Origin of the sequence: Paenibacillus sp. S150 (assembly GCF_019352175.1) — a bacterium.
Classification (GTDB): Bacteria; Bacillota; Bacilli; order Paenibacillales; family Paenibacillaceae; genus Paenibacillus_AQ.
Map to the genome: position 1 here is coordinate 96870 of NZ_JACBYI010000007.1, position 23583 is coordinate 120452.

The 23583-nt window shown below is 46.4% G+C and carries 21 protein-coding genes; all 21 read right to left on the bottom strand.

The genetic code is table 11. The features are described 5' to 3' along the window. Window positions 1–50: 50 nt before the first annotated feature. The gene (argB, locus tag HYD27_RS09660; RefSeq protein WP_228745066.1) at window positions 51–872 is read right to left on the bottom strand and encodes an acetylglutamate kinase; all 822 of its coding nucleotides are present in this window, start codon (window positions 870–872) and stop codon (window positions 51–53) included. Window positions 873–910: 38 nt separating this feature from the next. Next, a complete protein-coding gene (argJ, locus tag HYD27_RS09665) occupies window positions 911–2143 on the bottom strand; it encodes a bifunctional ornithine acetyltransferase/N-acetylglutamate synthase (RefSeq protein WP_219214203.1) in 1233 nt (410 codons plus the stop codon). A 21-nt stretch (window positions 2144–2164) separates the two neighbouring features. Further along, window positions 2165–3220 carry an N-acetyl-gamma-glutamyl-phosphate reductase gene (gene argC, locus HYD27_RS09670; protein ID WP_220101563.1) on the bottom strand — a complete coding sequence of 352 codons (1056 nt, stop codon included), beginning with the start codon at window positions 3218–3220 and terminating at the stop codon, window positions 2165–2167. A gap of 179 nt (window positions 3221–3399) precedes the next feature. Then, window positions 3400–4293, bottom strand: coding sequence for a YitT family protein (locus HYD27_RS09675; RefSeq protein ID WP_219214206.1), 894 nt, complete (start codon window positions 4291–4293; stop codon window positions 3400–3402). 97 nt (window positions 4294–4390) lie between these two features. Further along, a protein-coding gene (gene prfB / locus HYD27_RS09680; RefSeq protein ID WP_219214210.1) for a peptide chain release factor 2 occupies window positions 4391–5504 on the bottom strand; the annotation gives its coding sequence in 2 pieces (ribosomal slippage) (window positions 4391–5431 and window positions 5433–5504; 1113 coding nt in all). Between the two features lie 264 nt (window positions 5505–5768). After that, window positions 5769–8276 carry a preprotein translocase subunit SecA gene (gene secA / locus HYD27_RS09685; RefSeq protein ID WP_219214213.1) on the bottom strand — a complete coding sequence of 836 codons (2508 nt, stop codon included), beginning with the start codon at window positions 8274–8276 and terminating at the stop codon, window positions 5769–5771. Between the two features lie 334 nt (window positions 8277–8610). Continuing rightward, a complete protein-coding gene (gene hpf, locus HYD27_RS09690; protein ID WP_020431975.1) occupies window positions 8611–9162 on the bottom strand; it encodes a ribosome hibernation-promoting factor, HPF/YfiA family in 552 nt (183 codons plus the stop codon). A gap of 267 nt (window positions 9163–9429) precedes the next feature. Beyond that, a complete protein-coding gene (locus HYD27_RS09695) occupies window positions 9430–10848 on the bottom strand; it encodes an S-layer homology domain-containing protein (RefSeq protein WP_219214215.1) in 1419 nt (472 codons plus the stop codon). A gap of 344 nt (window positions 10849–11192) precedes the next feature. Further along, the gene (locus tag HYD27_RS09700) at window positions 11193–11390 is read right to left on the bottom strand and encodes a cold shock domain-containing protein (protein ID WP_019915069.1); all 198 of its coding nucleotides are present in this window, start codon (window positions 11388–11390) and stop codon (window positions 11193–11195) included. A gap of 306 nt (window positions 11391–11696) precedes the next feature. Beyond that, on the bottom strand, window positions 11697–12422 hold the full coding sequence (locus tag HYD27_RS09705; protein WP_219214217.1) for an acylneuraminate cytidylyltransferase family protein: 726 nt from the start codon (window positions 12420–12422) through the stop codon (window positions 11697–11699). 106 nt (window positions 12423–12528) lie between these two features. Further along, window positions 12529–13584 (bottom strand): nucleotidyltransferase family protein, encoded by a 1056-nt coding sequence (locus HYD27_RS09710; protein ID WP_219214222.1) that lies wholly within the window; start codon window positions 13582–13584, stop codon window positions 12529–12531. Continuing rightward, the gene (locus HYD27_RS09715; protein WP_219214225.1) at window positions 13581–14216 is read right to left on the bottom strand and encodes an acetyltransferase; all 636 of its coding nucleotides are present in this window, start codon (window positions 14214–14216) and stop codon (window positions 13581–13583) included. Before HYD27_RS09715 ends, HYD27_RS09710 begins: the two co-directional genes overlap by 4 nt. After that, the gene (gene neuB / locus HYD27_RS09720) at window positions 14213–15313 is read right to left on the bottom strand and encodes an N-acetylneuraminate synthase (protein WP_220101564.1); all 1101 of its coding nucleotides are present in this window, start codon (window positions 15311–15313) and stop codon (window positions 14213–14215) included. Before neuB ends, HYD27_RS09715 begins: the two co-directional genes overlap by 4 nt. Before the next feature lie 3 nt (window positions 15314–15316). Next, window positions 15317–16501, bottom strand: coding sequence for a UDP-N-acetylglucosamine 2-epimerase (gene neuC / locus HYD27_RS09725; RefSeq protein ID WP_309242042.1), 1185 nt, complete (start codon window positions 16499–16501; stop codon window positions 15317–15319). A 6-nt stretch (window positions 16502–16507) separates the two neighbouring features. Continuing rightward, on the bottom strand, window positions 16508–17701 hold the full coding sequence (locus HYD27_RS09730) for a LegC family aminotransferase (RefSeq protein ID WP_375373905.1): 1194 nt from the start codon (window positions 17699–17701) through the stop codon (window positions 16508–16510). A 22-nt stretch (window positions 17702–17723) separates the two neighbouring features. Then, entirely contained in the window at window positions 17724–18734 is a 1011-nt protein-coding gene (locus HYD27_RS09735; RefSeq protein ID WP_309242043.1) for an NAD-dependent 4,6-dehydratase LegB, read from the bottom strand. Window positions 18735–18882: 148 nt separating this feature from the next. Then, window positions 18883–20664, bottom strand: a complete 1782-nt coding sequence (locus HYD27_RS09740; RefSeq protein WP_309242044.1) for a motility associated factor glycosyltransferase family protein — start codon at window positions 20662–20664, stop codon at window positions 18883–18885. 112 nt (window positions 20665–20776) lie between these two features. Continuing rightward, window positions 20777–21121 (bottom strand): flagellar protein FliT, encoded by a 345-nt coding sequence (gene fliT, locus HYD27_RS09745; RefSeq protein ID WP_219214230.1) that lies wholly within the window; start codon window positions 21119–21121, stop codon window positions 20777–20779. Continuing rightward, window positions 21111–21503: a flagellar export chaperone FliS gene (gene fliS / locus HYD27_RS09750; protein WP_219214232.1), complete on the bottom strand. Its 393-nt coding sequence runs from the start codon at window positions 21501–21503 to the stop codon at window positions 21111–21113. The genes fliT and fliS overlap by 11 nt, the downstream gene beginning before the upstream one ends. A gap of 18 nt (window positions 21504–21521) precedes the next feature. Continuing rightward, the gene (gene fliD / locus HYD27_RS09755; protein WP_219214236.1) at window positions 21522–23039 is read right to left on the bottom strand and encodes a flagellar filament capping protein FliD; all 1518 of its coding nucleotides are present in this window, start codon (window positions 23037–23039) and stop codon (window positions 21522–21524) included. A gap of 11 nt (window positions 23040–23050) precedes the next feature. Further along, a complete protein-coding gene (locus HYD27_RS09760) occupies window positions 23051–23425 on the bottom strand; it encodes a flagellar protein FlaG (RefSeq protein ID WP_219214238.1) in 375 nt (124 codons plus the stop codon). Window positions 23426–23583: the final 158 nt, after the last annotated feature.

The window sequence follows — 23583 nt, forward strand, 5'->3', positions numbered from 1 at the left end:
CACTCTCCCACCTGCTGCTTCCGGTATTCCCGTCAGCGCTTGTCATTTAATTATGAACGAATAATCCGTGTTCCCAGCTCTTCACCCTGCAATACCCGGCTAAGCACCCGCGGCTCCTTGCCGTCAACGATCACTACTTCAGACACGCTGCCCTGAATGCAGTCTATCGCGGCACGCACTTTGGGAATCATCCCGCCGTAAATTTCACCGTTCGCAATCAGGTCTTCAATCTGTCCTACCGTCACTGACGGAAGCACGGTTTTGATGCCGTCCAGCGTCCGCATAATGCCGGGCACATCCGTGACGACAATCATTTTGGACGATCCGACAAAAGAAGCCACTGCGCCAGCCGCCGTATCCGCGTTAATGTTGTAGCGCTGGCCCCCGGCATCCACACCGACCGGCGCAATTACAGGAATATACCCCATGGCCAGTACACCTTTTACAATCTCCGCATTAACCTCGGTCACTTCACCAACCAGCCCCACTTCGCCGCCATTTGCAACCTGCCGGGCCGTAATCAGCCGTCCATCCACACCGGATAATCCGAGCGCTTGCCCGCCGCTGCCCTGAATCCTTCGGACAATCGCCTTGTTAATGCTTCCGGCCAGCGTCATCTCCACCACATCCAGCACTTCCTCGGTCGTCACCCGCAGGCCATTCACGAAGCTGCTCTCAATGCCAAGCTTCTCCAGATTTCCGGATATCGCAGGCCCTCCGCCGTGTACGATGACCGGCTGGGCACCGTTCTCCTGCAGCACCCGCAAATCGTCAAAAAATGAATCCGGAAGCGCCGCCAGCGTACTGCCGCCGCATTTCATCACGAACAAACCGTCCGCCTTGCGATCCTCAATAGGTTCTAACGCCATCATATCAAAATCCTCCCAGTAAGCCGAGTGCCGGCCGTGAATCAGGTACGGTATGCGGCATTAATGCGCACATAGTCATACGTCAGGTCGCAGCCCCAGGCGGTAGCCTTCCCGTCTCCGTCAGACAGCGTTACGGTGATCAGCACGGTATCGCTCTTTTGCAAATAATGCAAGGCCTGCTCTTCATCAAAAGCCACCGGACGCGACTGCCTGAGCACCTCGATCCCGCCAAGTGAAATATCCACCTGTTCCGGCGATACCGGCACCCCGGCCCGTCCGACTGCGGCAATAATTCTTCCCCAGTTGGCATCCGCACCAAAAATCGCCGATTTCACAAGACTTGAGCCCACCACCGTCTTGGCAATCGCCCCGGCAGCCTCGTCGTGCACCGCACCGCTGATCCGGACCTCTATGAGCTTCGTTGCCCCTTCACCGTCACGGGCGATTGCCATCGCCAGACTCTTGCAGACATGCGTAAACGCAGCGGCAAAAGCATCCCAGTCCGCATGCAGCCTTGTCAGCTTCTCATTTCCCGCCAGCCCGCTCGCCATCGTGACCAGCATGTCATTGGTGCTCGTATCCCCATCCACCGTAATCATATTAAAAGTCGAATTGGTCGCCGTGCGCAGCAGGCTCAGCAGATCCTCGCCGTCAATCCAAGCGTCCGTGGTCATGAAACCCAGCATGGTCGCCATATTGGGATGGATCATGCCTGATCCCTTGGCCGCTCCGGCAACCGTTACTTCTTCACCGCCGACCATGACTTTCACACAGCATTCCTTTTTGACCAGGTCGGTTGTGAGTATCGCCTGGCAGAACTCCTCCGCCCCGGCGGCTCCGCCGTCCAGCTTCTCCGGCAACCCGGCGATTCCGCTGCGCACACGGTCCATCTTCAGCAGCTCGCCGATGACGCCGGTAGAAGCAACCGCGACATCCTGTTCATTCACTCCCAGGTGGCTTGCAGCAGCTCCGCGCATCTCATAGGCATCGGCTTCGCCCTGCTCACCCGTACAGGCATTGGCGTTTCCGCTGTTCACGATTACCGCCTGCAGTGTACCATTTGCCAGACTCTCCCGCGTCACCTTCAGCGGCGCAGCCTGGAACACATTCGTTGTATACACCGCCGCTGCCGTAGCCGGCACTTCGCAGAGGATGGCCGCAAGGTCGTTGCGCTCGGTCTTTTTGAGGCCGCAGTGCAGCCCTCCAGCCGTAAATCCTTTGGGTGTGGTGACACTTCCGCCTTCCACGACGGTAAAAGCTTGCTTCTCAGTCATTGTATTGTTGACCGCTGCGCCTTAAGGATACACTGGTGTGTAACCCAGGCCGCGGGTTTCCTCCCATCCCATCATCAAATTCAGGTTCTGAATCGCCTGACCTGCTGCGCCCTTAACGATATTGTCAATGACGGATACAATGGTCACCCGACCTGTACGGGCATCTGTGGCGAAGCCGATATCACAATAATTGGAGCCGCTGACCTCCTTGGTCGCCGGAAGCACACCTGCATCACGAACCCGCACATACGGGCGGCCTGCATAATACTTACGATATAATTCCACCAGATCCTGCTCGGTATATTCCCCGTTCATCCCGGCGTACATTGTGCTCATAATCCCCCGGGTCATCGGCACCAGATGAGTGGTGAACGTTACCGTTACCTTTTCTCCGGCAATTTCCGTTAGGGTCTGTTCAATTTCCGGTATGTGCTGGTGCTTATTCACCTTGTAGGCTTTGAAATTCTCGTTGATCTCGGCGTAATGGACCATCAGGCTCGTTCCCCGGCCAGCGCCGGACACACCGGATTTGGCGTCGATAATAATACTATCGTGCTTGATCCGGCCCGCCTGAAGCGCAGGAACCAGTCCCAGCAGTGTAGCTGTCGGATAACAGCCCGGATTGGAGACAAACCCAACCCCGGCCGTTCGTTCCCCGAATACTTCGCATAATCCGTATACAGCCTGCTGCAGGTACGCTTCAGGCGGAGCCGGATGCTTATACCACTGCTCATATTCCGCGCCGTCCTTCAGACGGAAGTCACCGGACAGATCGACAACCTTCAGGCCTGCCTCCAGCAGCTGCGGCACGAGCTTCGCACTTACCCCGGACGGGGTTGCCGTGAACACCACATCCGCCCTGCCGGCGATCTCCGCCGCATCCACCCCATCCAGCTTGCGCTGCACAATCCCCGTCAAATGCGGAAAGCCTTCCTCAATAGGCGCACCCGCGCTTGAAGAAGAAATCACTGAAGTAATCTCTATATCAGGGTGGCCCTGGAGCAGCCTGATCAGCTCCACGCCCCCATAACCCGTTGATCCAACAATTGCCGCTCTCAGCTTGCCTGTCACTGTCATCCCCGCTTCCTGCTTCTTATGGATATGATGAATACCGTCCTTGGAAATATGTATTATTATACGACCGAATTAATATAAATACAACACATAGCGTGAACTTTATTGGATTATCACTAGATCGAGCAGGAACGGTTTTTACCGTCTTTTTTTAAGATTTGCAAAAAAAGACGCAGACTCCCCTAAGGAGACTGCGCTTCTCTTTTGAACCCCTCGCCCAGCACCTCATGCGCCTCGGTAATAATCACAAAGGCGCCCGGGTCTACGGAGCGGACAATAGCCTTGAGACGGGTTATTTCATTCTGGCCCACAACCGCCATCAGCACCGTACGGTTATCGCCTGTATATCCGCCTTGCGCGTTCAGCTTGGTCAAGCCACGGTCCAGATCGTTCAAGATCGCCTGTGAGATCTCTTCCGTCTGCCCGGAAATGATGTAGGCTACCTTGGTAGTACTGAAGCCTACCTCCAGCGCATTGATCACCTTGCCCGTAACAAACAAGCCGATCAGGGCATACATCGCCTGTTCCATACCCAGCACAAAAGCAGCCAGCGTAATCACCGTACCATCCAGCAGCACGACAGACAGCGAGAAGCTGAAGCCGGTAATCTTCTGAATAATCTGCGCCAGGATTGTCAAGCCGCCCGTGGAGCCGCGGCCGCGGAATACCAGCCCAAGACCCAGCCCCACGCCAATCCCCCCATAAATAGAAGCAAGCAGCGGATTTGTGGTCGGAACCGGTCCATCTCTGGTCAAAAAGATAAACAGCGGCAGCACAAAGCTTCCCAGCAGCGAACGGACTCCATATTGTTTGCCGAGGAATACAACGCCCAGGATGAACAGCGGAATGTTCAGCGCCCACTGGGTAAACGCCGGTTCAGCCCCCAACCAGGCTTCTGCAAGCACCGACAGGCCGGATACCCCTCCGGAAGCGATTCTGTTGGGCAGAAAAAACAAATTAAAAGCAAGCCCTGTAATCAGCGAACCCGCCAGGATCAGCAAAATATCCACCGTATGGCGCAGTGGCCCGTTCAGGGGAATCAGCGGGGGTTTGTTTCGTGAATTGATTTTTCGCATGCGCTTCTCCTTAAACAATATGCCTGAAGCATATACATCCTTATATTCTCGAAAAAAATCCCTACACCTCCGAAGACGCGTAGGAATTAGTATACCCTTATTCAGCTTCTGTCTTAATCTGGCTGCGCAAATATCCATCAATGAAAGCATCCAGATCGCCGTCCATTACCGCTCCCGCATTCCCTGTTTCTACAGAAGTGCGGTGATCCTTCACCATGCTGTAGGGATGGAATACATAAGAGCGGATCTGGCTGCCCCAGGCAATATCGGATTGCTCGCCGCGGATCTCATCAAGATGCTGCTGCTGCTCCTGCAGCTTGCGCTCATAGAGCTTGGAACGCAGCATCTTCATCGCCTGCTCCCGGTTCTTGATCTGGGACCGCTCATTCTGGCAGGTCACCACCACACCTGTCGGCAAGTGGGTAATCCGCACCGCAGAGTCCGTCGTGTTAATATGCTGTCCGCCTGCGCCGCTGGCCCGGTACGTATCGATCTTCAAGTCCTCTGTACGGATATCCACCTCAACGTCATCCGCTATCTCCGGTACAACATCGCAGGACACAAAGGAGGTGTGCCGTCTGCCCGAAGCATCGAACGGGGAAATGCGCACCAGCCGGTGTACCCCTTTTTCCGCCTTAAGATAACCATAGACATTGTATCCTTTAATCAGTAAAGTAACACTTTTAATGCCCGCTTCGTCACCTGGCAGATAATCCAGCACCTCAACCTTGAAGCCGCGTTTCTCCGCCCAGCGGGTGTACATGCGCAGCAGCATTTGCCCCCAGTCCTGGGACTCCGTTCCGCCGGCACCCGGATGCAGCTCCAGAATCGCATTAAGCTTGTCATACGGCTGGTTCAGCAACAGCTGAAGCTCAAAGTCATCGACCTTGCCGGCCACACTGCGGATCGTTCCGGCAACCTCTGCCGCAAGGTCCGCATCGCCCTCTTCATCCGCCAGCTCCGCCATCATCGCCGCATCATCATATTCCTGCTGCAGCTTCTCGTACTGATCCACGGAGGATTTCACCGCATTCATCTCGGCGATTACGCTCTGCGCCTTCTCCGGATCATCCCAGAAGCCGGGCGCAGCCATCTTCTCCTCAAAGTTCGCGATCATCTCCTGCTTAAGATCTAAGTCAAAGAGACCCCCTAAGGTCGGTTAGTTTCTTGCCTATTTCACGCAGGTCTTGCTTCACATTAGGATCAATCATGTGGAATCACTTCACCTTTCAAAATAAAATCATCTTGCCAAACCCAGCTCCTGCTCCGCGCCATTATAACCTGAGCTCCCAAAGCCCAAAAAAGCGGCCGGGCCGCAAACGGGGAATCCCCGGGCCGAGCCGCTTTTTATTGTCATTATAGCCCATGAACTGTTGAACAAGACATGAGGTGTACAGTGTAAACAGCGCTTGCAGCTGAATGCCTGCTCTCTGGGTCACTAAGAACGCAACGCCAAAACCGAAGTGCGCCTGTTCTTACGCGTTCTGGCCGTGGCAGTTCTTGTATTTCTTCCCGCTTCCGCATGGGCATGGATCGTTACGGCCGACAGCAGCCTGCACATGCACCGGTTGCTTCTCGGCAGGCTCCCCGTTGGTGGAAATTTTATTCTCTTCCACTACGGATTGCCGTTCCTGGTTGGTCTCAATATGCGCCTTCATAATATAGGTCGCTACTTCTTCCTGAATGCTTGCAGTCATGGCATTGAACATTTCAAAGCCTTCGAATTGATATTCACGAAGCGGGTCTGTACCGCCGTAAGCACGCAGGTGAATCCCTTGGCGAAGCTGATCCATCGCATCAATATGATCCATCCATTTGCTGTCTACGGAGCGCAGTACAATAACCTTCTCGAATTCGCGTACCAGCTCAGAGCCCAGACGTTCTTCACGGGCTGCATATTTCTCCAGCACACGGGCGAAGATGAATTCAACGATCTCTTCAACTTCCTTGCCCCACAGCTCATCACGGGTAACCTGGCCTTCCTCCAAAAGCTTGCTGTTCACATAATCAGCAACCTCCTGCAGCTCCCAGTTCTCGGGAATATCGTCACTGCAATGGGCATGAACGATGCGGTCAATAACCGGCTTGATCATTTCCAGCACGATATCCTTGATATTGTCAGACTCCAGAATTTCGCGGCGCTGCTTGTAGATAATCTCACGCTGCTGGTTCATTACATCATCATATTGCAGGACAACCTTGCGGATATCGAAGTTGTTGCCTTCGACACGTTTTTGGGCGGATTCAACCGCGCGCGTAATCATGCGGCTCTCAATCGGCTGGTCCTCTTCAAAACCAAGACGGTCCATCATGTTCAGCACGTTGTCAGCACCAAAACGCTTCATCAGCTCGTCACCGAGCGACAAGTAGAACTGAGTGGAGCCCGGATCGCCTTGACGACCCGCGCGTCCGCGCAGCTGGTTGTCAATCCGGCGGGATTCATGGCGCTCTGTACCAATAATATGCAGACCACCGAGATCGGTCACGCCTTCACCCAGCACGATATCTGTCCCGCGTCCGGCCATATTCGTAGCAATGGTTACCGTTCCGGGTTGACCGGCATAAGAGATAATCTCAGCTTCCGCAGCATGATGCTTGGCATTCAGCACCTGGTGTTTGACACCTTTGCGCTTCAGCATCTCGGAGACACGTTCCGAGTTCTCAATGGAAACCGTACCCACCAGCACGGGCTGGTTCTTTTTGTGACGCTCCACAATTTCCGCTACGACCGCGTTAAACTTGCCGTTTTCGCTTTTGTACACGACGTCCGGCATATCAATACGCTGATTTGGTTTATTGGTTGGCACCTGTAAAACTTCCAGGCCGTAGATCTTCTTGAATTCTTCTTCTTCGGTCTTCGCTGTACCCGTCATACCGCCAAGCTTGCGGTACATGCGGAAATAGTTCTGGAACGTGATCGTTGCCAGTGTCATGCTCTCGTTCTGCACCTGAATTTCTTCCTTGGCTTCAATGGCCTGATGCAGTCCATCGCTGTAACGGCGACCCGCCATCAGCCGGCCAGTGAACTCATCTACGATAACAACCTCATCCTCATTCACTACGTAGTCTACGTCACGGCGCATAATTACGTTTGCCTTGAGTGCTTGTACAATGTGATGATTCAAGGTTACATGGCTGTGGTCATACAGGTTCTCAATTCCAAAAGCGCGCTCAGCCGTAGCCACACCTTTTTCGGTCAAAGCCACGGATTTCACCTTAATATCAACTGTATAATCCTCTTCCGCAGTCAGTCTTTTGACGAAACGGTCTGCCGCATAGTACAGCTCAGTCGATTTCTCAGCTTGTCCGGAGATAATAAGAGGAGTCCGCGCTTCATCAATCAGAATGGAGTCAACTTCATCAATAATACAGAAATAGAGCGGACGCTGAACCATCTGCTCTTTATAGAGCACCATGTTGTCGCGCAGGTAGTCAAAGCCGAACTCATTATTTGTGCCATACGTAATATCGCAGGCGTAAGCTTCTTGTTTATCAGCATGGTCCATGCCGTTCAGGTTCACCCCAACCGTCATGCCCAGAAAGTTGTAGATTTGTCCCATTTGCGCACTGTCGCGCTGAGCCAGATAGTCATTGACCGTTACCACATGCACGCCTTTGCCGAGCAATGCGTTCAGATAGACCGGCAGTGTGCCTACCAGCGTCTTGCCTTCACCCGTTTTCATTTCGGAAATCCGGCCTTCATGCAGCGCCATGCCTCCAACCAATTGAACGTCAAAATGCCGCATGCCCAGCGTCCGTTTGGAAGCTTCGCGTACGGTTGCAAATGCCTCGGGGAGAATCTCTTCAAGGGTTTCACCCTTCTCGATCCGGGCACGGAATTCATTGGTTTTGGCTTTGAGCTCTTCATCCGAAAGTGATACGAAATCAGGCTCAAGCCCATTAATTACATCGACCGTCTTCATGAGACGTTTGACATCACGCTCGTTGGTGTCGCCGAATATTTTTTTAACAAGTCCTAGCATGGTTAACCCCTTTCATGCAACACAGATGGTGGAACCGAGCCCATCCTCACTAATATTGAAAGGGCCATATATTATTTCGATTCCGCTGCTTCATAAATTGTAACAGTTTGTAAGAGAAGCCGCAATACAAGCAACCGCAACCTTATTTTGCAAGTTGGCTCATTGCAGGTAAAGTGACGCTATTTTGACATAAGCACTCAATATACACACTCATATACACGCACAAGAGCCCTATTCGCTTCAGGCGAATAGGGACTCGGTTAATTTTCAACGTCAGACTGAAGCAAATCTTCTTCACCAGGTCAAGGTCTTGGTCCAGCTTGAGACATCAAACCTAGTCCTGTTCGATCAGACCGTATTTGCCGTCGTTGCGTTTGTAAACAACACTAACTTCAGAAGTGTCAATGTTGGAGAACACGAAGAAATTGTGTCCAACCATGTTCATTTGCAGGATCGCTTCTTCTACGTCCATAGGCTTCAAGGTGAAGCGCTTGTTCCGCACGACCTCCAAATCATCGTAATCCTGTTCCTCTACAGCAACGCTGCTTGGCGCTCCCTCCACAAAGAGCGTTTTCAGGCTTCCTTCCTGGCGGAATTTACGATTGAGCTTGGTCTTATGCTTGCGGATTTGGCGTTCCAGCTTGTCCACTACGGCATCGATGGATGCATACATATCATCGCTGCGGTCTTCCGCACGAAGCGTTACACCTGCCAGCGGGATTGTAACTTCCACCGTATGAAGGCCGCGAACAACGCCAAGCGTCACATATCCTTCTGAGGTAGGGGGTGCATCGAAATACTTCTCAAGTCTGCTGAGCTTCTTATCAACATAGTCTCTCAAAGCGTCGGTCACTTCAATTTGTTGACCTCGAATGCTAAATTGCATGGGCACTCCTCCTTTGTTTACATTGCCATTATACCAAATTGTCAGGGCTAAGTAAAAAACAAATCATTACAGCCTTTACATCCAGCTAACAAAAGATGTCATAGCTCCTGATCAACAAAACAAGTCCGGCCAGAGAAACTTAAACCGCCCTGACCGGACCAAGTATAGCCACATTTAGTATTGCTGTTTCGGCGATGATTATGACAAGAGATTAATATTCACCACCCGAATAATTTCACTTCAAGACACACTGGAAGTGCTCTCCAGTCATTTCGTCTGGATACGCAGAATTTCTACTGGTGACCAGATACTGCCGGAACCTGTAATTAAGTAAACCTTGTAGCTGGTGTTGGCTGTCAGCCCAGTCAGACTTAGTGTCTGCCTTACCGCCGGCGATGGCGCTGGAGTGATCCAGCCTGTCCAAGGAGCTGTAAGCTGCGTGCCCGAGCTGTCTTGTCCGTCAGCGATTTGCACTGCAGTTGGATCAGCGGAAGAAGCCGGCAATACAACATATCTTACCGGTGCTGCAGGACCGCCTGCCTGTCCGTAGGTTACATAAACATCCGCTGTTACTGTTCCCGGTTGCCCTGGCTCAACAAGTGTAATCGATGTTGTACTGCTTGGAGCAGTGGTCAAAAGAAGTGATGACACAGCCGACCAATTCCCTGCGGTATCCACAACCGCTATATAGGCCGCATACTCCGTATCAGCAGACAAACCATAGATGGAGAAAGCCGCAATTGTTCCGGCTGACGCAGCTGTTGTCCCGTAATTCACACCTGCAGTTCCAGTACTGGTCACGCCTGCCTGGACCTGTGCTGCACTCGGCAACGCTGCACTGCTGCTATAAGGCGCAACCACATAATACACTGCGCCGGTTACCGAAGGAGTAAGATACACGTCCGCCGTGACTGAACCGACATGTCCATAGGTAAGACCACTCACGGTTGGAGCAGTAATAACGCCGCCACCGCCGCCTGTAACCGGAGTTGGTGTAGGAGTTGGTGTTGCACTTGCTGTAGGAGCAGGGGTTGCCGCCGGAGTCGGGGTAGGAGTTACTGTACCTCCGGGATTTGACGGTTTAAACACAACCGAATTGCTGATAATCCCCACCGCCTCAGCCCGGGTCAGGGATCTCTTTGGACCAAAGGTTCCGTCCGGATAGCCGTTGATGATTTTTTTGTCGGCAGCCGCAGCCACTGCGCCCTTTGCCCAGGCGGAAATTTGAGCATTATCCTTGAATGCCGTGGAAGCCGAAGCTGTATTCAGGCTAAGCACCTTGGCGGCAATGACCGCTGCTTCTTGTCTGGTTAACGCATTAGCAGGACGAAACGTATTATTTTCATATCCGCCGATATAACCGGCCTTTACGGCTTTTGCTACTTCACTGTATACCCAGCTGTTGCTTTTGACATCGGTGAAGCTGACCGATCCCGTATCCGTGAACCCGAACAGACGATTAATCAGCGCCACGTATTCACCGCGGGTAATCGCTTTATTAGGCTGCACCGTGCCGTCAGGATAACCGCCCAGATAACCCTTGTTAAGCCAGTCCTGCAATTGTGCCTGCGCCCAATGTCCTTGAATATCCTTCGGCACAGGCGCGGCAGAGACACCGCCAAGAGTCCCTAGCAGCATACTGGCACCCAGTATTCCTGTCATTAATCCACGCCATGTTTTCTTCATTTTGCTTTTCATCCTCCTGAGTGTTTGATGGGCATAGGCTTGCTGTATCGCTTCTTACAACTATCTCTTTGGGAAAGCCATACGCCTAAGCATAAAGAATGTACGTCGAGGCAAGATAGAAAGCCCAACGTCTTCTATTACCCAATTTTTGGAGGTTGTTAACGTTTTCTTGACAATAAACTTTACACTTTGTCTAACCTCATCTCAATTTCGCTATATCCAGAATGACTTATTGTAAAAAAACAGCATTAAAAAAGACCCCAGGGATAATCCCCAGAGTCTACGCTAGCGTTGTCTCAATTGCTAACCATCTACCATATATGTAGGTCGGCTGCGCCGGATGATTATAATTTGATGACGTTAGCTGCTTGTGGTCCGCGTGCACCTTCAACGATATCGAACTCTACGGATTGGCCTTCATCCAAAGTCTTGAAACCGTCAGTTTGAATCGCGGAGAAGTGTACGAATACGTCGCCACCATCGGCAGTTTCAATGAAACCATAACCTTTTTCTGCGTTAAACCATTTAACTTTACCTTCCATTGACTAAACATTCCCTTCGTCATCAGATGAACGTGAGTCTTGCTCACAAATCGACTATACCACCGCTGCTTCTCCATTGTCAATTGGAATAGCAAATGATTACTTGCAATAATTTACCATACGTTAATAACTAACGTAAAAGCATTCTGAAAGTAATATATCGAAGCAAAAAGGAGCAGATGGTAAAATAGTACCCATTTACTCCTCATGTGAAACAGAAATTTTGAACTTAAAAATCATCAAACTGGTAACACACATGGTACAAGAAAATAAGACAATTTTCGCGCATGGATCCGACAAAATCTTTTAAACTATTTCTTCCCATTTCTTGTTTAGTCTTTCTGACATTAACAACTCTACGATTTTCCAATCCAATGCACTGTCGATATCTATGGATCGTTCTTCTGGCATTTCATAGAGTAAAGTAGAGGAGTTAAACACCGTATCATTCTCCTCATTCAACAGGACATCTCTTCTCCATACATAAATGGAGCCATTCATGTCATAACATTTTGGGGCGTCTTGTCTCCTGTAGACAGGACCCTCTAGCTTCTTAGAGATATGTGCATATCCTTGTTCATTCAACTCAACTAAATTAAAGTACGGCGAACGTCTAGAGTTCATCCCTGTAATTACATTATTGATTTCTGCTGAGCTTAATAATTCCAGAGCATTTGAGATATCTGTCGGAAATCGCAATGGAGAAGTTGCATCCAGATCCACCACTACATCAAAGGTTGTATTCAGCTTTTTTTCCACTTCCAGTAGGCAGTGACGAATAGCCGGCAACTTTGCTGAAGTATCCTGGGCTAATTCTTCAGGTCTGCGGATCATAAAATCTGCTCCGGCCTGCCTCGATACTTCTAAAATATCTGTTGAATCACTGCTCACTGCGATATATTCAAACAGTCCGGTTTGTTGTGCCTGTTCAATGCTATACGAAATTAACGGTTTCCCCGCAAGCAATTTCAAGTTTTTATTAGGAACTCCTTTCGAGCCTCCACGTGCGCAAATAGTGCATATTCTCGACATCTCTCACCCATCCCTCAGTTTTCTTTGCCTATCTGATGAAGTTCTTTCCAAAAATCCCTAAAAACCGATAAAATTCATCAAAATATATTTTTGCTTAAGTGGATATTTATGGCAATTTGAACACTTCTGGATATTCACCGTTGGCCTTGTTAAAATCATCTATTCGCCCTATATCCAACCAATATTCATGAATAGGAAAAGCGCAGGTTGTTTGCTTGTCAGCCATTATCGCATCAAATAATGTCGGCATATCATAAAATGTATCTTTCGGCACGTATGAAAGCACATCGGGATTCAAAATATAAATTCCACCACTAACAAAATAACGATAGATCGGCTTTTCTTCAATTGAACAGAGCTGATTCCTATCAACCTTTACGACTCCATATGGAACTTGGTACTCATACTCACGTACACACATAGTTGCCATAGAATCATTCTCCAGGTGAAATTGAAGAGCATGCTGAAAATTGATTTTGGTCAAAAGATCTCCATTCATTACAAAAAACGGCTGATCCGGCAGCTCCGACATCAAACTTAGAGCACCAGCGGTTCCCATTCTTTTATTCTCATTAATATATCTGATTTCTACTCCCCATTTGGCCCCGTCACCAAAATAGTCCATAATCATATCGGCTCTATAGTTAACACTAATATAAAACCGATAAAATCCGCTGGATATAAAATTTTCCATAATAACTTCCAGGATAGGTTTGCTGCCGACTTTTAATAATGGTTTAGGAGTATCTTTAGTCAGTTCACCAAGCCTGGTGCCAAGTCCTCCAGCCATGAGTATGATCCAATTATCTCTTTTTCTATTCTCCAAAAGCTCATTAAAGAGCTCTAGACCAACAATGATGCCTTCATCATTAATAACTGGAATTTGACGTAGACTGCTTATTTTCATTTTGGTGAGAATAGTCTCTCTACTCTCATCCTGGGAAGCAGTATAAGGGTGCGAATTCATAACTAGACGGACTTCCTGTTCAAGTTTGATACCACTCAGTATTCCGCGTCTAATATCTCCATCAGTTACCGTACCCAACAACCGATTATTTCTATCAACTATAAGAACAATTTGAACAGCTCCGCGGTCAATGGCCTCTAGTGCTTCAATAATCTTAGATTCCGGTGATAGTAAAAGATGCTGAACGTTTTTCATGTAATCACCTCTTTGGCCGGCACACCAAAAACAAGAGAGTCCTCTTTAACATCCCTTAAAACTAAAGAGCCTGCACCTATTATTGATTCATCCCCAACCTTGATTTTTTGAATCAGAGTACTGCCTGCACCGACATGGACATGACTGCCTATATAGCATCCACCACAAACTACAGCACCTGGTGACACATGAGAATGTCTTCCTACAAAACAATCATGCTCTATTACAGCTCGTGTATTGATAATCGCGTTAGCTTCAATAATTGAACCCGTATTAATAATAACTCCAGCCATTAATTGGGCGCCTTCCTGAATCAATGTATCGTCAGCTATGATACAAGAATCGTGGATAATCGTAGCAAATGAGTATCCCCTGCTTTTAAAATTCTCAAAAATCCTTTTTCTTACAGCTGACCCTGAAATCTTCCCGACCCCGTTCACCAGAAGAATTTCTTCTTGAAGGAAGTTATTAATGATTTCATCTGTTCCCATGTAGGTATGCCGGGCATCAAGTTCCGGAGAGGGGGCTGGAGCAACATACCCCAAACAACGTAAATTCTGTCGACTTATCAGATCCAGACAAACCTTGGCATGCCCTCCGCCACCTAGTACAATAAGCGGAAGGGAGCTCATTCAATTAAATCATCCGCTTCAAATGTTTTTTCCGCCTTACGTCCCAATAAGGCCCAATATGAAGATGGCGGATATCCATTGCCGGGCCTCTTTATGGTAAGATTATCCTTACTGAAAATCTCTCCTTGTTGAATGGTTTTTGCAGCAACAACGCTTTTGCGGGCTGCATGAGCATTTTTCATCTCACTGAAGGCCGGGATTTTGGTGAATATACCCAAGGATTGCTCAATGTTTCGAATTTGCTTCACCAGCCGAGTTAATTCCTCTGGTTCAATGGAAGCTTTATGATCAGGACCTTCCATTTGCTTATCAAGTGTAAAATGTTTCTCGATAACCTCTGCTCCCATTGCAACAGCTGCAAGAGATATTTCCAGACCGATTGTATGATCTGAATACCCTACGGGTAGTCCAAAAGCGCGCTTCATGGTAAGCATTTTATTTAAATGAACATCATTGTACTGAGTCGGATAATCGGTAGTACAATGAAGGAGAGTCACTTTAGCACGGAGCATCTCTTGTCCTGCTCTGGAATAATAAGCTTCTTCCATACCTTTGACTGTTGGATTGCCTTCATACAATGTGTAACCCAGAGCAATGGCTCCCAGCGCGTCTTCTAAAGTACCCAATGTAGAAATGCCACTGGAAAGAATAATCTTAGCTCCTGTACCTGCTGTTTCGTATAATAAGGGAAGATTAGTAATATCTCCAGACGATATTTTTATTGTATTTAAACCTATCTGTGTAGTGAGGAATCCCAAGCTTTCTATGTCAAAAGGAGTAGATAAAAACTCAATCCCCGCTTGATTGCAATATTCATAAAGGATTCTGTGATCACTGTAGGTCAGCTCTAGCTTTTTTAGCATTTCAAGCTGCGAGCCCTCGCTGCCTGTTGTCATCTTCTGATAATCTGCTTTCAAGGCTGTTCGGCTTACCAGCTTTTCTGCCCGAAAGGTTTGAAACTTAACTGCATCCGCTCCTGCTTTAACAGCTGTGTTAACTAACTCTTTGGCAATTTCCACTGAACCATTATGGTTTACACCAGCTTCTGCAATAATATAAACTGGTTGCCTATTTGTGTCATTCTCTACAAAGTACAATGATTATTCCTCCTCTCTATCAGTTCTTTTAAGATCGTAAAACTTTTTATAAACTATCCCCTCTAATGTAACATGCTTTAGTATATCCATGATTTGAACAGCTGTATTCCCGTTTCCATATAGAGAGGGTTGCAATTGGCTGTCGCCTTCACAATAAGTGCCCGATAACGCTTTGGCGACCGCCTCAGCAATCGCTTCACTTGATTCACCGCTGTCAATTATGGAAGCACCTTTTATTCTCCCTGTTTGTCTTGGACCAATATTGACTGTAGGTTTATGGAATAGAGGAACCTCTATAATACCGCTAGAAGAATTTCCAATTACCACATCTACATGACGAATGGCACTAAGATATCTTAATTGTCCAAGTGAAGTATACGCAACGGCTCTCTTGGTATTCCGCTGTACATATTCATCAATCATCTGGGAAATGATACGTCCATCTGTATCAGAGTTGGGTTTTGTGAAAATAATTGTCGCTTCCGGAAATGAATCCAGGGCCGACAACAATCCTTTAATTAACATATCGGAGTTAGAATCGGATAATGTTACAGGATGATAAGTGACCAGAAAGTTTTGTTCCCCCAGTTTAAATCCAATCGATTCTTCAAATTCCTTTTGATCCAGCAGCTTCAATTCAATTATATTGTCAATCCCGATAGCCCCTGTATTAAATACGCGCTCAGGCAATTCTCCCAATTGGATAACCCTGTTGCGGTAATCCGATGTAGATACAAAATGAAGATGGGACATTTTTGTAATCGCGTGACGGATGGAATCATCAATTGCACCTTCTGTGATTTCTCCGCCATGTATATGAGCAGTCGGGATAGACAGAATCATTGCAGCTTGTACAGCCACCATAATCTCATATCGATCTCCTAGAACAACCATAATATCCGGCTTGAGTCTGTTAAGGGCATCGGCAAATCCAATTAACCCCAGGCCCATAGATTTAAGGATTCCGGTTGGTGTGTCAGAGGACAACACCGTTTCAACTTTTTCATTGATAAAAAAACCATCGCGTTCAATTTCAAGATATGTCAGACCAAACTCATTGGAAAGATGCATGCCGGTTACGATAATCTGCAGACACAAATCCGGGTCCGCAACAATGCGCTTCAACAGCGGCAATAATAAGCCATACTCCGAGCGTGACCCAGTGACCACACAAATGGTTCTTAACATATTCATCTACTCTTCCTTATAAAATGAATTAACAAGGGTAGGACTGCTGGGGATATTAATTACGCTTGACTCAATTTTTTCAGTCATTGACAAGTCCATTTGAGGTGAAGCTTTATACATTTCAAGTTTATGCATAGGTGTCCAGGTTGGCCGGGTCATAAAACCCGAACCATTAGTTCTCTCTAAGATGCTATCTCTTAAATTAATATCAGGAGCATCAAGTCTTAGCGCATTTAACCAGTAATTGCTGGTCGAATGCGCCGGTTCTTGGACAACGCTTATCCCCGGGATTCCACTGAATTTCTGGACATACTGAGCAGCAAGCTTCCTTTTCTGATCCAAAAACAATGGGAGTTGTTCGAGCTGCGCACAGCCCAGTGCAGCATTTAAGTTCGGAAGTCGGTAATTGTAAGCTGTCTCGTCATGTATAAACAACCAGCGATGCGGTATTTTGGCCGTAGTCGTTAAGTGTTTGGCTCTCCTGGCCCACTCCTGGTTTGCAGTCAGTATTGCCCCTCCGCCCCCGGTAGTAATAATCTTATTCCCGTTGAAACTCAGCGCTGCTATATGTCCGAAAGTCCCTGTGTGTTTCCCTTTGTAGTAGGATCCTAAAGACTCAGCCGCATCCTCCACGAGAACCAGGCGATACTTCTCGCATAGTTCCATTAATCCTTCCAACTCTACCGGATGGCCAAATGTGTGCATCGGCACTACAGCACTAAGTCTTCTACCCGTATTTTTATTATAAAAACGTCCATCCTGTTGTATAACTGCAATTTCCTTCAGGTATTCTCCCAATTTACTAGCGTCCACTCCCAAAGTATCTCCAGCAACATCAATCAAATGTGGAATTGCACCGCAATAAGTCACAGCGTTAGCAGTGGCTACAAATGTCAAAGAAGGAATGAGTACCTCATCCTCAGGCTGGACCCCTGCAACAAGCAGGCAAATATGCAGGGCTGCCGTTCCGTTGACTACTGCAACAACATTGGCGGAACCGGTAAAAGCCGCCAAATCTCTTTCGAAACGGTCTACATATGCTCCCACAGACGATACCCAGCCAGTATCCAAGCATTCTTTGATATACTTCCATTCATTCCCTTTGAATGTAGGCTCATGCAAAGAGACATTTTGGGTTTCATTAGATAGTATTCCTCTGAATATAGAAACAACTTGGTTCGGCAAATCATTGCTGTACATCATATTCACACAAACCTTCCACTTAAATATTGTACTGATCTGCTTTATATCGTGCTAAGTTAGAGGGATTTGAAAACCATTCAATGGTTGATTTTAAGCCTTGCCGAAACCCTTCCTTCCCGCCAAATTTCGGTTCCCAGTTCAACAAGCGCTTCGCCTTGCTGTTATCGGCCCATAACCGCTCCACTTCGCTTTTCTCCGGGCGCAGCCTTATTTCGTCACTGGTGATTTGAATATTTGTATCCATAATTTCAGCAATTGTTTCCGCGGTCTCTTGTATAGACACCTCATAATTGCTGCCAATATTAATAACTTCACCTACCGAACGTTCATTTTCCAGTATGGAAATGAAGCCGGATACTGTGTCTTGTACATAATTGAAATCCCGGGTGGGGGTAACGGCCCCCAGCTTGATTTCATCCATTCCTGCTGCTATTTGGGTTATGATGGTCGGAATCACAGCACGCGCAGACTGTCTGGGACCATAAGTATTAAAAGGCCTAATAATACTTACCGGAGTCTGGAAAGAACGATGAAAAGCCAGCGCCATTTGATCAGCGCCAATTTTGGACGCAGAGTAAGGAGATTGACCTTGCAGTTCATGTTGTTCATCTATTGGCACATATTGTGCAGTTCCGTATACTTCGCTTGTAGAAGTGTGAACCACTTTCTGTACGCCCAAATCCCTGGCAGCTTGAAGTACATTTAATGTTCCCTTAATATTTGTATCCACATAAGTATCCGGTGAGTGGTAGGAATACGGAATGGCTATCAGTGCTGCCAAATGAAGTACAGCATCACATCCCTGAACAGCTTTACGTACTCCATAGGGATCGCGGATATCTCCTGAGAACACTTCGAATTGATTTTTCACCTCTTTTGAGCAAGAGTCCAACCATCCCAGTGAATTAAATGAGTTATAGTAAACAAATGCCCTAACATCATATCCGGCAAGAACCAGCGCTTCTGTTAAATGCGAGCCTATAAATCCGTCCGACCCAGTTACTAGTATTTTTTTCACTTTTTTTGTCACAACTTCACCTTCCCAAAAAAAATACTCACAAACTATTTCCGACGGTTATAGCACATTTATCGAAAAGTGAACATGAGTTTTAATCTTCTATACATATTCCCTACTGTTGAGCGCTCTATATCTATTATACGCAATTATTAAATTACATTTAAGCGCTGATTAGTTCAAGCCTCCGCAGAGCCTCTTCAAATACTTCTTCTAAGAAGGGAACTTCTTTTTCAACTTCTTTCAGAAGTGTGCCAAGAACATCATTAATCAAGTTGGACTTTTGCACAAGATTCTTTTCGGATACAATAGCGGGAAGACCTCTATCATATTCAGCAATCTCAAGGGGCATCAGAGTCTCAAAGACCACCTCGAACCACGGACGCTTAATCACCTCTCCCCACATTTTCTCAATCTCTACGATTGTGCGTTGACATTTATTGGGATTAGCACGGCTTAATTCTCTTAACTTTCCAATATGTTGCCTGATTTTTTTGAATTCCTGCATAATCAAATCTAAATCACGAAGTGAGGCAGATACTTTGTTTCTAACATCAAGCAACTCTTTGTCAGTTGGCGCGTAATCATTTTTGTTTATTAAATCTCGGATCGCATTCTCACCAATACTCTGCTTACTCAACATCTCAAATACTTCTTCAGCAGGTTTCCAGACCGTCCCTTCAATAACTGCACCTTTACGTGTAGAGTTTATAAATTCCACATCCGGGTAAGAACCGAACAAACTTTCCAGGCTCTCCTTCATTGCCAGAAAGGAGGCATTAGTAGAATTATAGGTGCCCTGTACATTTAATACAGTCAAAGTAGAGTTTTTCACTTGACTATCTGTAAACCCCTTCTCAAAGTGACCTACACCGTCTGCATAATATTTTTCATCAGGAAATGATAAATCCTGTCCCATCAGTACAACTCGTTTTGCTCCCAACCATATTGCTGCCTGAACAGCCGTCCCAGCGACCGTTGAAGTCGGCCTGATCTGTGCCTGTTGTTTACTAATTCCCAGATAGTATTGTGAAACTTCGTCATTATGAATGATGGCATGAATTTTGTCCTGTTTTTTCTTATCACCAATCTCATAATATGAGGACGATAGGAACAGAAAAGGAGCAGCTAAGGCAGAAGGATCCGAGAAGACCCTATTATTAATAGGATTGCCGTCTAATAGAGCTGTCAAATGCGGCTGAATCCCATTTTTCACCATGGCTTGGATACTTGAACCAGCACATATGATAAGAGCATGGGGCTTCATTTTCCTTACCCACTCAATGTCAGTTTGCAATGAAGGGCCTGAAGCAATAATAATAGCAGTAGTGTTCTCATAAGCTTTATACAGTTCTTTGATATTTGGTGTAGTTAACATTCCTGCCAGCTGCAACATACTGTTCCTAAGCCAGTCATTACGAAACCTATGCTGTGTAAGCCTGTTAGCATCAAAATTTTCAGAGTATTTCCGAAAATCATTTTTCACTTCCAGCAACACGTCTGCACTGTTCTCCAAATAATTTCTTAGCGCTACAAAAGCCAATTCTCTTCTAATATGTGTACACACGGAATAAAACAACGGATTTAATTGTGACTTTCCAACAGACAGAAAAAATAAGTTGGGCTGCTCTAAAATAAGTCCTAAGTCTATTTGCTCTAAGCTTTTACGGAAGTTCTCTTCATTAGGTTCATAAACAAAAAACATTCGATCTGGATACATTTCTAACAAATCAACTAACCCTAATCCTTGTCCAAATCCATATAAGAAAATAAGCTTTCGTTCTTCAACCGAGCCCTCCACTGCTTCCAACCATAGGTGATCCTTTTCAAGTGGTTCGGAATATAAAGTTTTGTCATCACTTGTCGTTTCCATGTTTAGCATTTTATTCGCTACATGAGGAAACCGTTTTTTCAACACTGTCTGATTTTGCTCAAAGTATGACACTCGGATACCACCATTCCGGATTATTTTATATTCTATATATCGGACTTGTTTCAATGAGAATGAACCTCTTAGAGGCGAAAATCCCCACCCATAAAATGGGCGAGGATTCAATTTATTTACGATGATCTATGAATAGGCTGTCTATTGAATAAGATTGTTGATATGCATTCTGCTGGACACGAACATTCCCAAGATTTTGAAGCCATTCCCCCGCCTCATTCTTCAATTGGTACATCCTGTCCAGAATTACTCTCTCATCAACCAGCATTTGTTTTATAATTTCCTTAGCTGCATCTGACATCAAGGCAAGGTAAGGCTTCATAGCAACAACAATTTCTTCCCGCCGTTCAACAAAATCAACTAATTCGTCTGTATCCAGAACAGCAATATCCCTTACTGTTTGTGACGACAGTTCCCTTAATTCCTCGAGTAATTGTTCAAAATGTCTATCTTCCATCCTGCACCGAGCTCAAACCTTGAGATTTGCTGGCTTCGACCCAAGCTTCTCTAAGATCCAGAAGATATTCCAGAACTTCTTGGGCTTGTGTTACTTGCTTATGAACATTAGATTCAATCAAACGATGCTGCATGTATTCATAGACTTTGAGCAAATCATTTGAAATGGGATAATTGTAGTCCAATGCTGAAATCAGCTCGTTAATGATCGCTTGGGCTTTGCAGAGATTATTATTCGCCTTTTCATAATCCTTATGAGATATACCTTCCATCCCTGCCTTTATAAAACGGATGGCACCGTCATACAACATGATCAAAAGCTTGGGCTTGGATGCAGTTTGTGCTTGTGCCTGCTGATATTTCTGATATGGTGAGTTAATCAAAATGCCTCCCCCTTGTACCTAAAAGCTTAGACTTGATGATATGTTATTGTATTTATTTATAGCGGTCTCCATAGCAGTAAACTTCTTATAATAATTCGTTTCTCTCATCGTCAGTTTATCAGTGAGATCACTGATTCTTTTGTCGAGGCTTAACAGGTTAGTTCCCATCGTGCTATTAGTGAGGAAAGAGGCCGTCAGATCTGAACTATATTTCGATGTGCCGGCAGTTTCAGCCAGCTTAACAAGTGTACTATTAGAAATTTTCTTCATTCTTGCCAATATACCATCTTCTGCTGTATATGTGTTACTTAACGAAGAAGTGGAGTATTTATTCCCCAAAAAGTTAGTGACAATCTCCGGATTATTCTCTATTGCAGTTTTGAGCTTATCAGTATTAAGAATTAATTTCCCTTTGGTTTCATAACTTCCTGTTGTAATTCCAAGTTGAGTGAAATCAATTTTAGACCCATCAGATAACGTAACACCTTCAACGATTGCAGTTCGCATACTGGAAATCGCAGAACTTAGAATACTGTCGTTTTTAAGCATCCCGCTTTTAGCCTTGGTGGTCCATAATTCAATTTCATCATCTGTCATGTCAGCTTTCTGGTCAGTAGTTAATGGTGAATACTTGGAATACCTCTCTTCACTGACCTTGCTGTTCATAAAGGACAGGACTTCATTATAAGCATCTACAAAGCCTTGCACAGCCGTTACTAATGCATCTACATCCTTGGTTACTTCTATGTTAGTGGCAGTACCGCCACTGACACTGTTAAGTGTAAGTTCGACTCCGTTCATTGAGAAGCTGTTGGAGGACCTAGTAATAGCCATTCCATTGACTGTAAGCTCTGCATCAACCCCACCCTGAAGCTTGCTGGACAGTTTCAAGGATGTGAATACTGAAGCTCCGTCTCCCCCAAGCTCAATGTCGTTGCCTGCCGCTCCTGTGGCCTTACTCATCAGAGATACTTGGCCTGTAGCAGAGTCATACACAGCAGAGACCCCGGCAGTACTGGCATTTATTTTAGTGACAAAAGAGGATAAAGTTTCAGTCTGCGGATCAATTTCAATACTGGCGTCGCCTATCGTTACTGAAATTTTATCTGTACTGCTTGCGTCAATGCCCGAACCTGTAATCGCGGATAACTTCACTGCGCCCCAATCAGCAGTCGTACTATCTGTCTTGGCCGGTGCTGCCGAAGATGAAACTCTAGCAGCTGTAGCTAATGTTGTTACCCTGACCTCCAGAGAGCCGCTGGCTGTGGCGGTTGCCTTTGCACTTACGGCACTTGTATTTCCGGTCACTGTAGCTTTCTGTGCACTGATAGTACTGCTTTTGCTTAAACCATCTAATTTGTCTTGAAGAAATGAAACGAGCTTTACACTAGTTTCCCGGTAATTTTCTCTCTTCCACTCCATCAGTTGCTTTTGCTGGTTCAATTTATTGAGCGGCGCACTTTCAGCCGTCATCAGTTTTTTCACCATTGCATCAATATCCATCCCAGAAGCTAAGCCGGTTATTCTGGTTACCATCTAAGCCCTCCTTAGATTTTTTTATCAACAATTATGCCCGTTATTTCCATCATACGAGCTGCCAGATCCAGAATTTTTTCCGGAGGCACCTCGCGTATTAATTCACCCGTCTCTTTGTTAAGCACTTTAATCATGATAGCATGAGTTTTCGCATGCACAGAAATTTCCAGTGACTTTTGTGGTCCTTGAATTGCATCAATTGCTTTTTGTAGCTCTGCAACCACTTGTTCTTGTGACTTGTGACTATCTATGGTAGTAGCGCTTTGGACATTTACCTGCGCTGGAGTCGGTACAAGGCTAATGCTTGCACTTGCCTCTTTTTTGCCTATACCATGAAGTTGCATTGATGTACTTCCAGCTGAACTTTTAGAAATCATCGGATCCATACCTAATCCCCCCACTCACCCCAGTATTAACCCTTACCTGCCGTCCGTCCAAGTAAAATTCATGGCTGTTATCTTATATATCGGGTTAACCTGTTGAAATCTTTATGGAAATCCAGAGAAAATCAAAAAAAGACCCTGCATCCGCAGGATCTTCGTAG

Coding starts and splice junctions, on each gene's coding strand:
- argB (WP_228745066.1), bottom strand. CDS start 872: ATGATGGCGTTAGAACCTATTGAGGATCGCAAGGCGGACGGTTTGTTC.
- fliD (WP_219214236.1), bottom strand. CDS start 23,039: ATGGTAACCAGAATAACCGGCTTAGCTTCTGGGATGGATATTGATGCA.
- argC (WP_220101563.1), bottom strand. CDS start 3,220: ATGACAGTGACAGGCAAGCTGAGAGCGGCAATTGTTGGATCAACGGGT.
- HYD27_RS09760 (WP_219214238.1), bottom strand. CDS start 23,425: ATGGATCCGATGATTTCTAAAAGTTCAGCTGGAAGTACATCAATGCAA.
- fliT (WP_219214230.1), bottom strand. CDS start 21,121: ATGGAAGATAGACATTTTGAACAATTACTCGAGGAATTAAGGGAACTG.
- HYD27_RS09710 (WP_219214222.1), bottom strand. CDS start 13,584: ATGAAAAACGTTCAGCATCTTTTACTATCACCGGAATCTAAGATTATT.
- HYD27_RS09675 (WP_219214206.1), bottom strand. CDS start 4,293: ATGCGAAAAATCAATTCACGAAACAAACCCCCGCTGATTCCCCTGAAC.
- HYD27_RS09730 (WP_375373905.1), bottom strand. CDS start 17,701: ATGTACAGCAATGATTTGCCGAACCAAGTTGTTTCTATATTCAGAGGA.
- HYD27_RS09695 (WP_219214215.1), bottom strand. CDS start 10,848: ATGAAGAAAACATGGCGTGGATTAATGACAGGAATACTGGGTGCCAGT.
- neuC (WP_309242042.1), bottom strand. CDS start 16,501: ATGTTAAGAACCATTTGTGTGGTCACTGGGTCACGCTCGGAGTATGGC.
- HYD27_RS09705 (WP_219214217.1), bottom strand. CDS start 12,422: ATGTCGAGAATATGCACTATTTGCGCACGTGGAGGCTCGAAAGGAGTT.
- HYD27_RS09715 (WP_219214225.1), bottom strand. CDS start 14,216: ATGAGCTCCCTTCCGCTTATTGTACTAGGTGGCGGAGGGCATGCCAAG.
- secA (WP_219214213.1), bottom strand. CDS start 8,276: ATGCTAGGACTTGTTAAAAAAATATTCGGCGACACCAACGAGCGTGAT.
- hpf (WP_020431975.1), bottom strand. CDS start 9,162: ATGCAATTTAGCATTCGAGGTCAACAAATTGAAGTGACCGACGCTTTG.
- HYD27_RS09700 (WP_019915069.1), bottom strand. CDS start 11,390: ATGGAAGGTAAAGTTAAATGGTTTAACGCAGAAAAAGGTTATGGTTTC.
- argJ (WP_219214203.1), bottom strand. CDS start 2,143: ATGACTGAGAAGCAAGCTTTTACCGTCGTGGAAGGCGGAAGTGTCACC.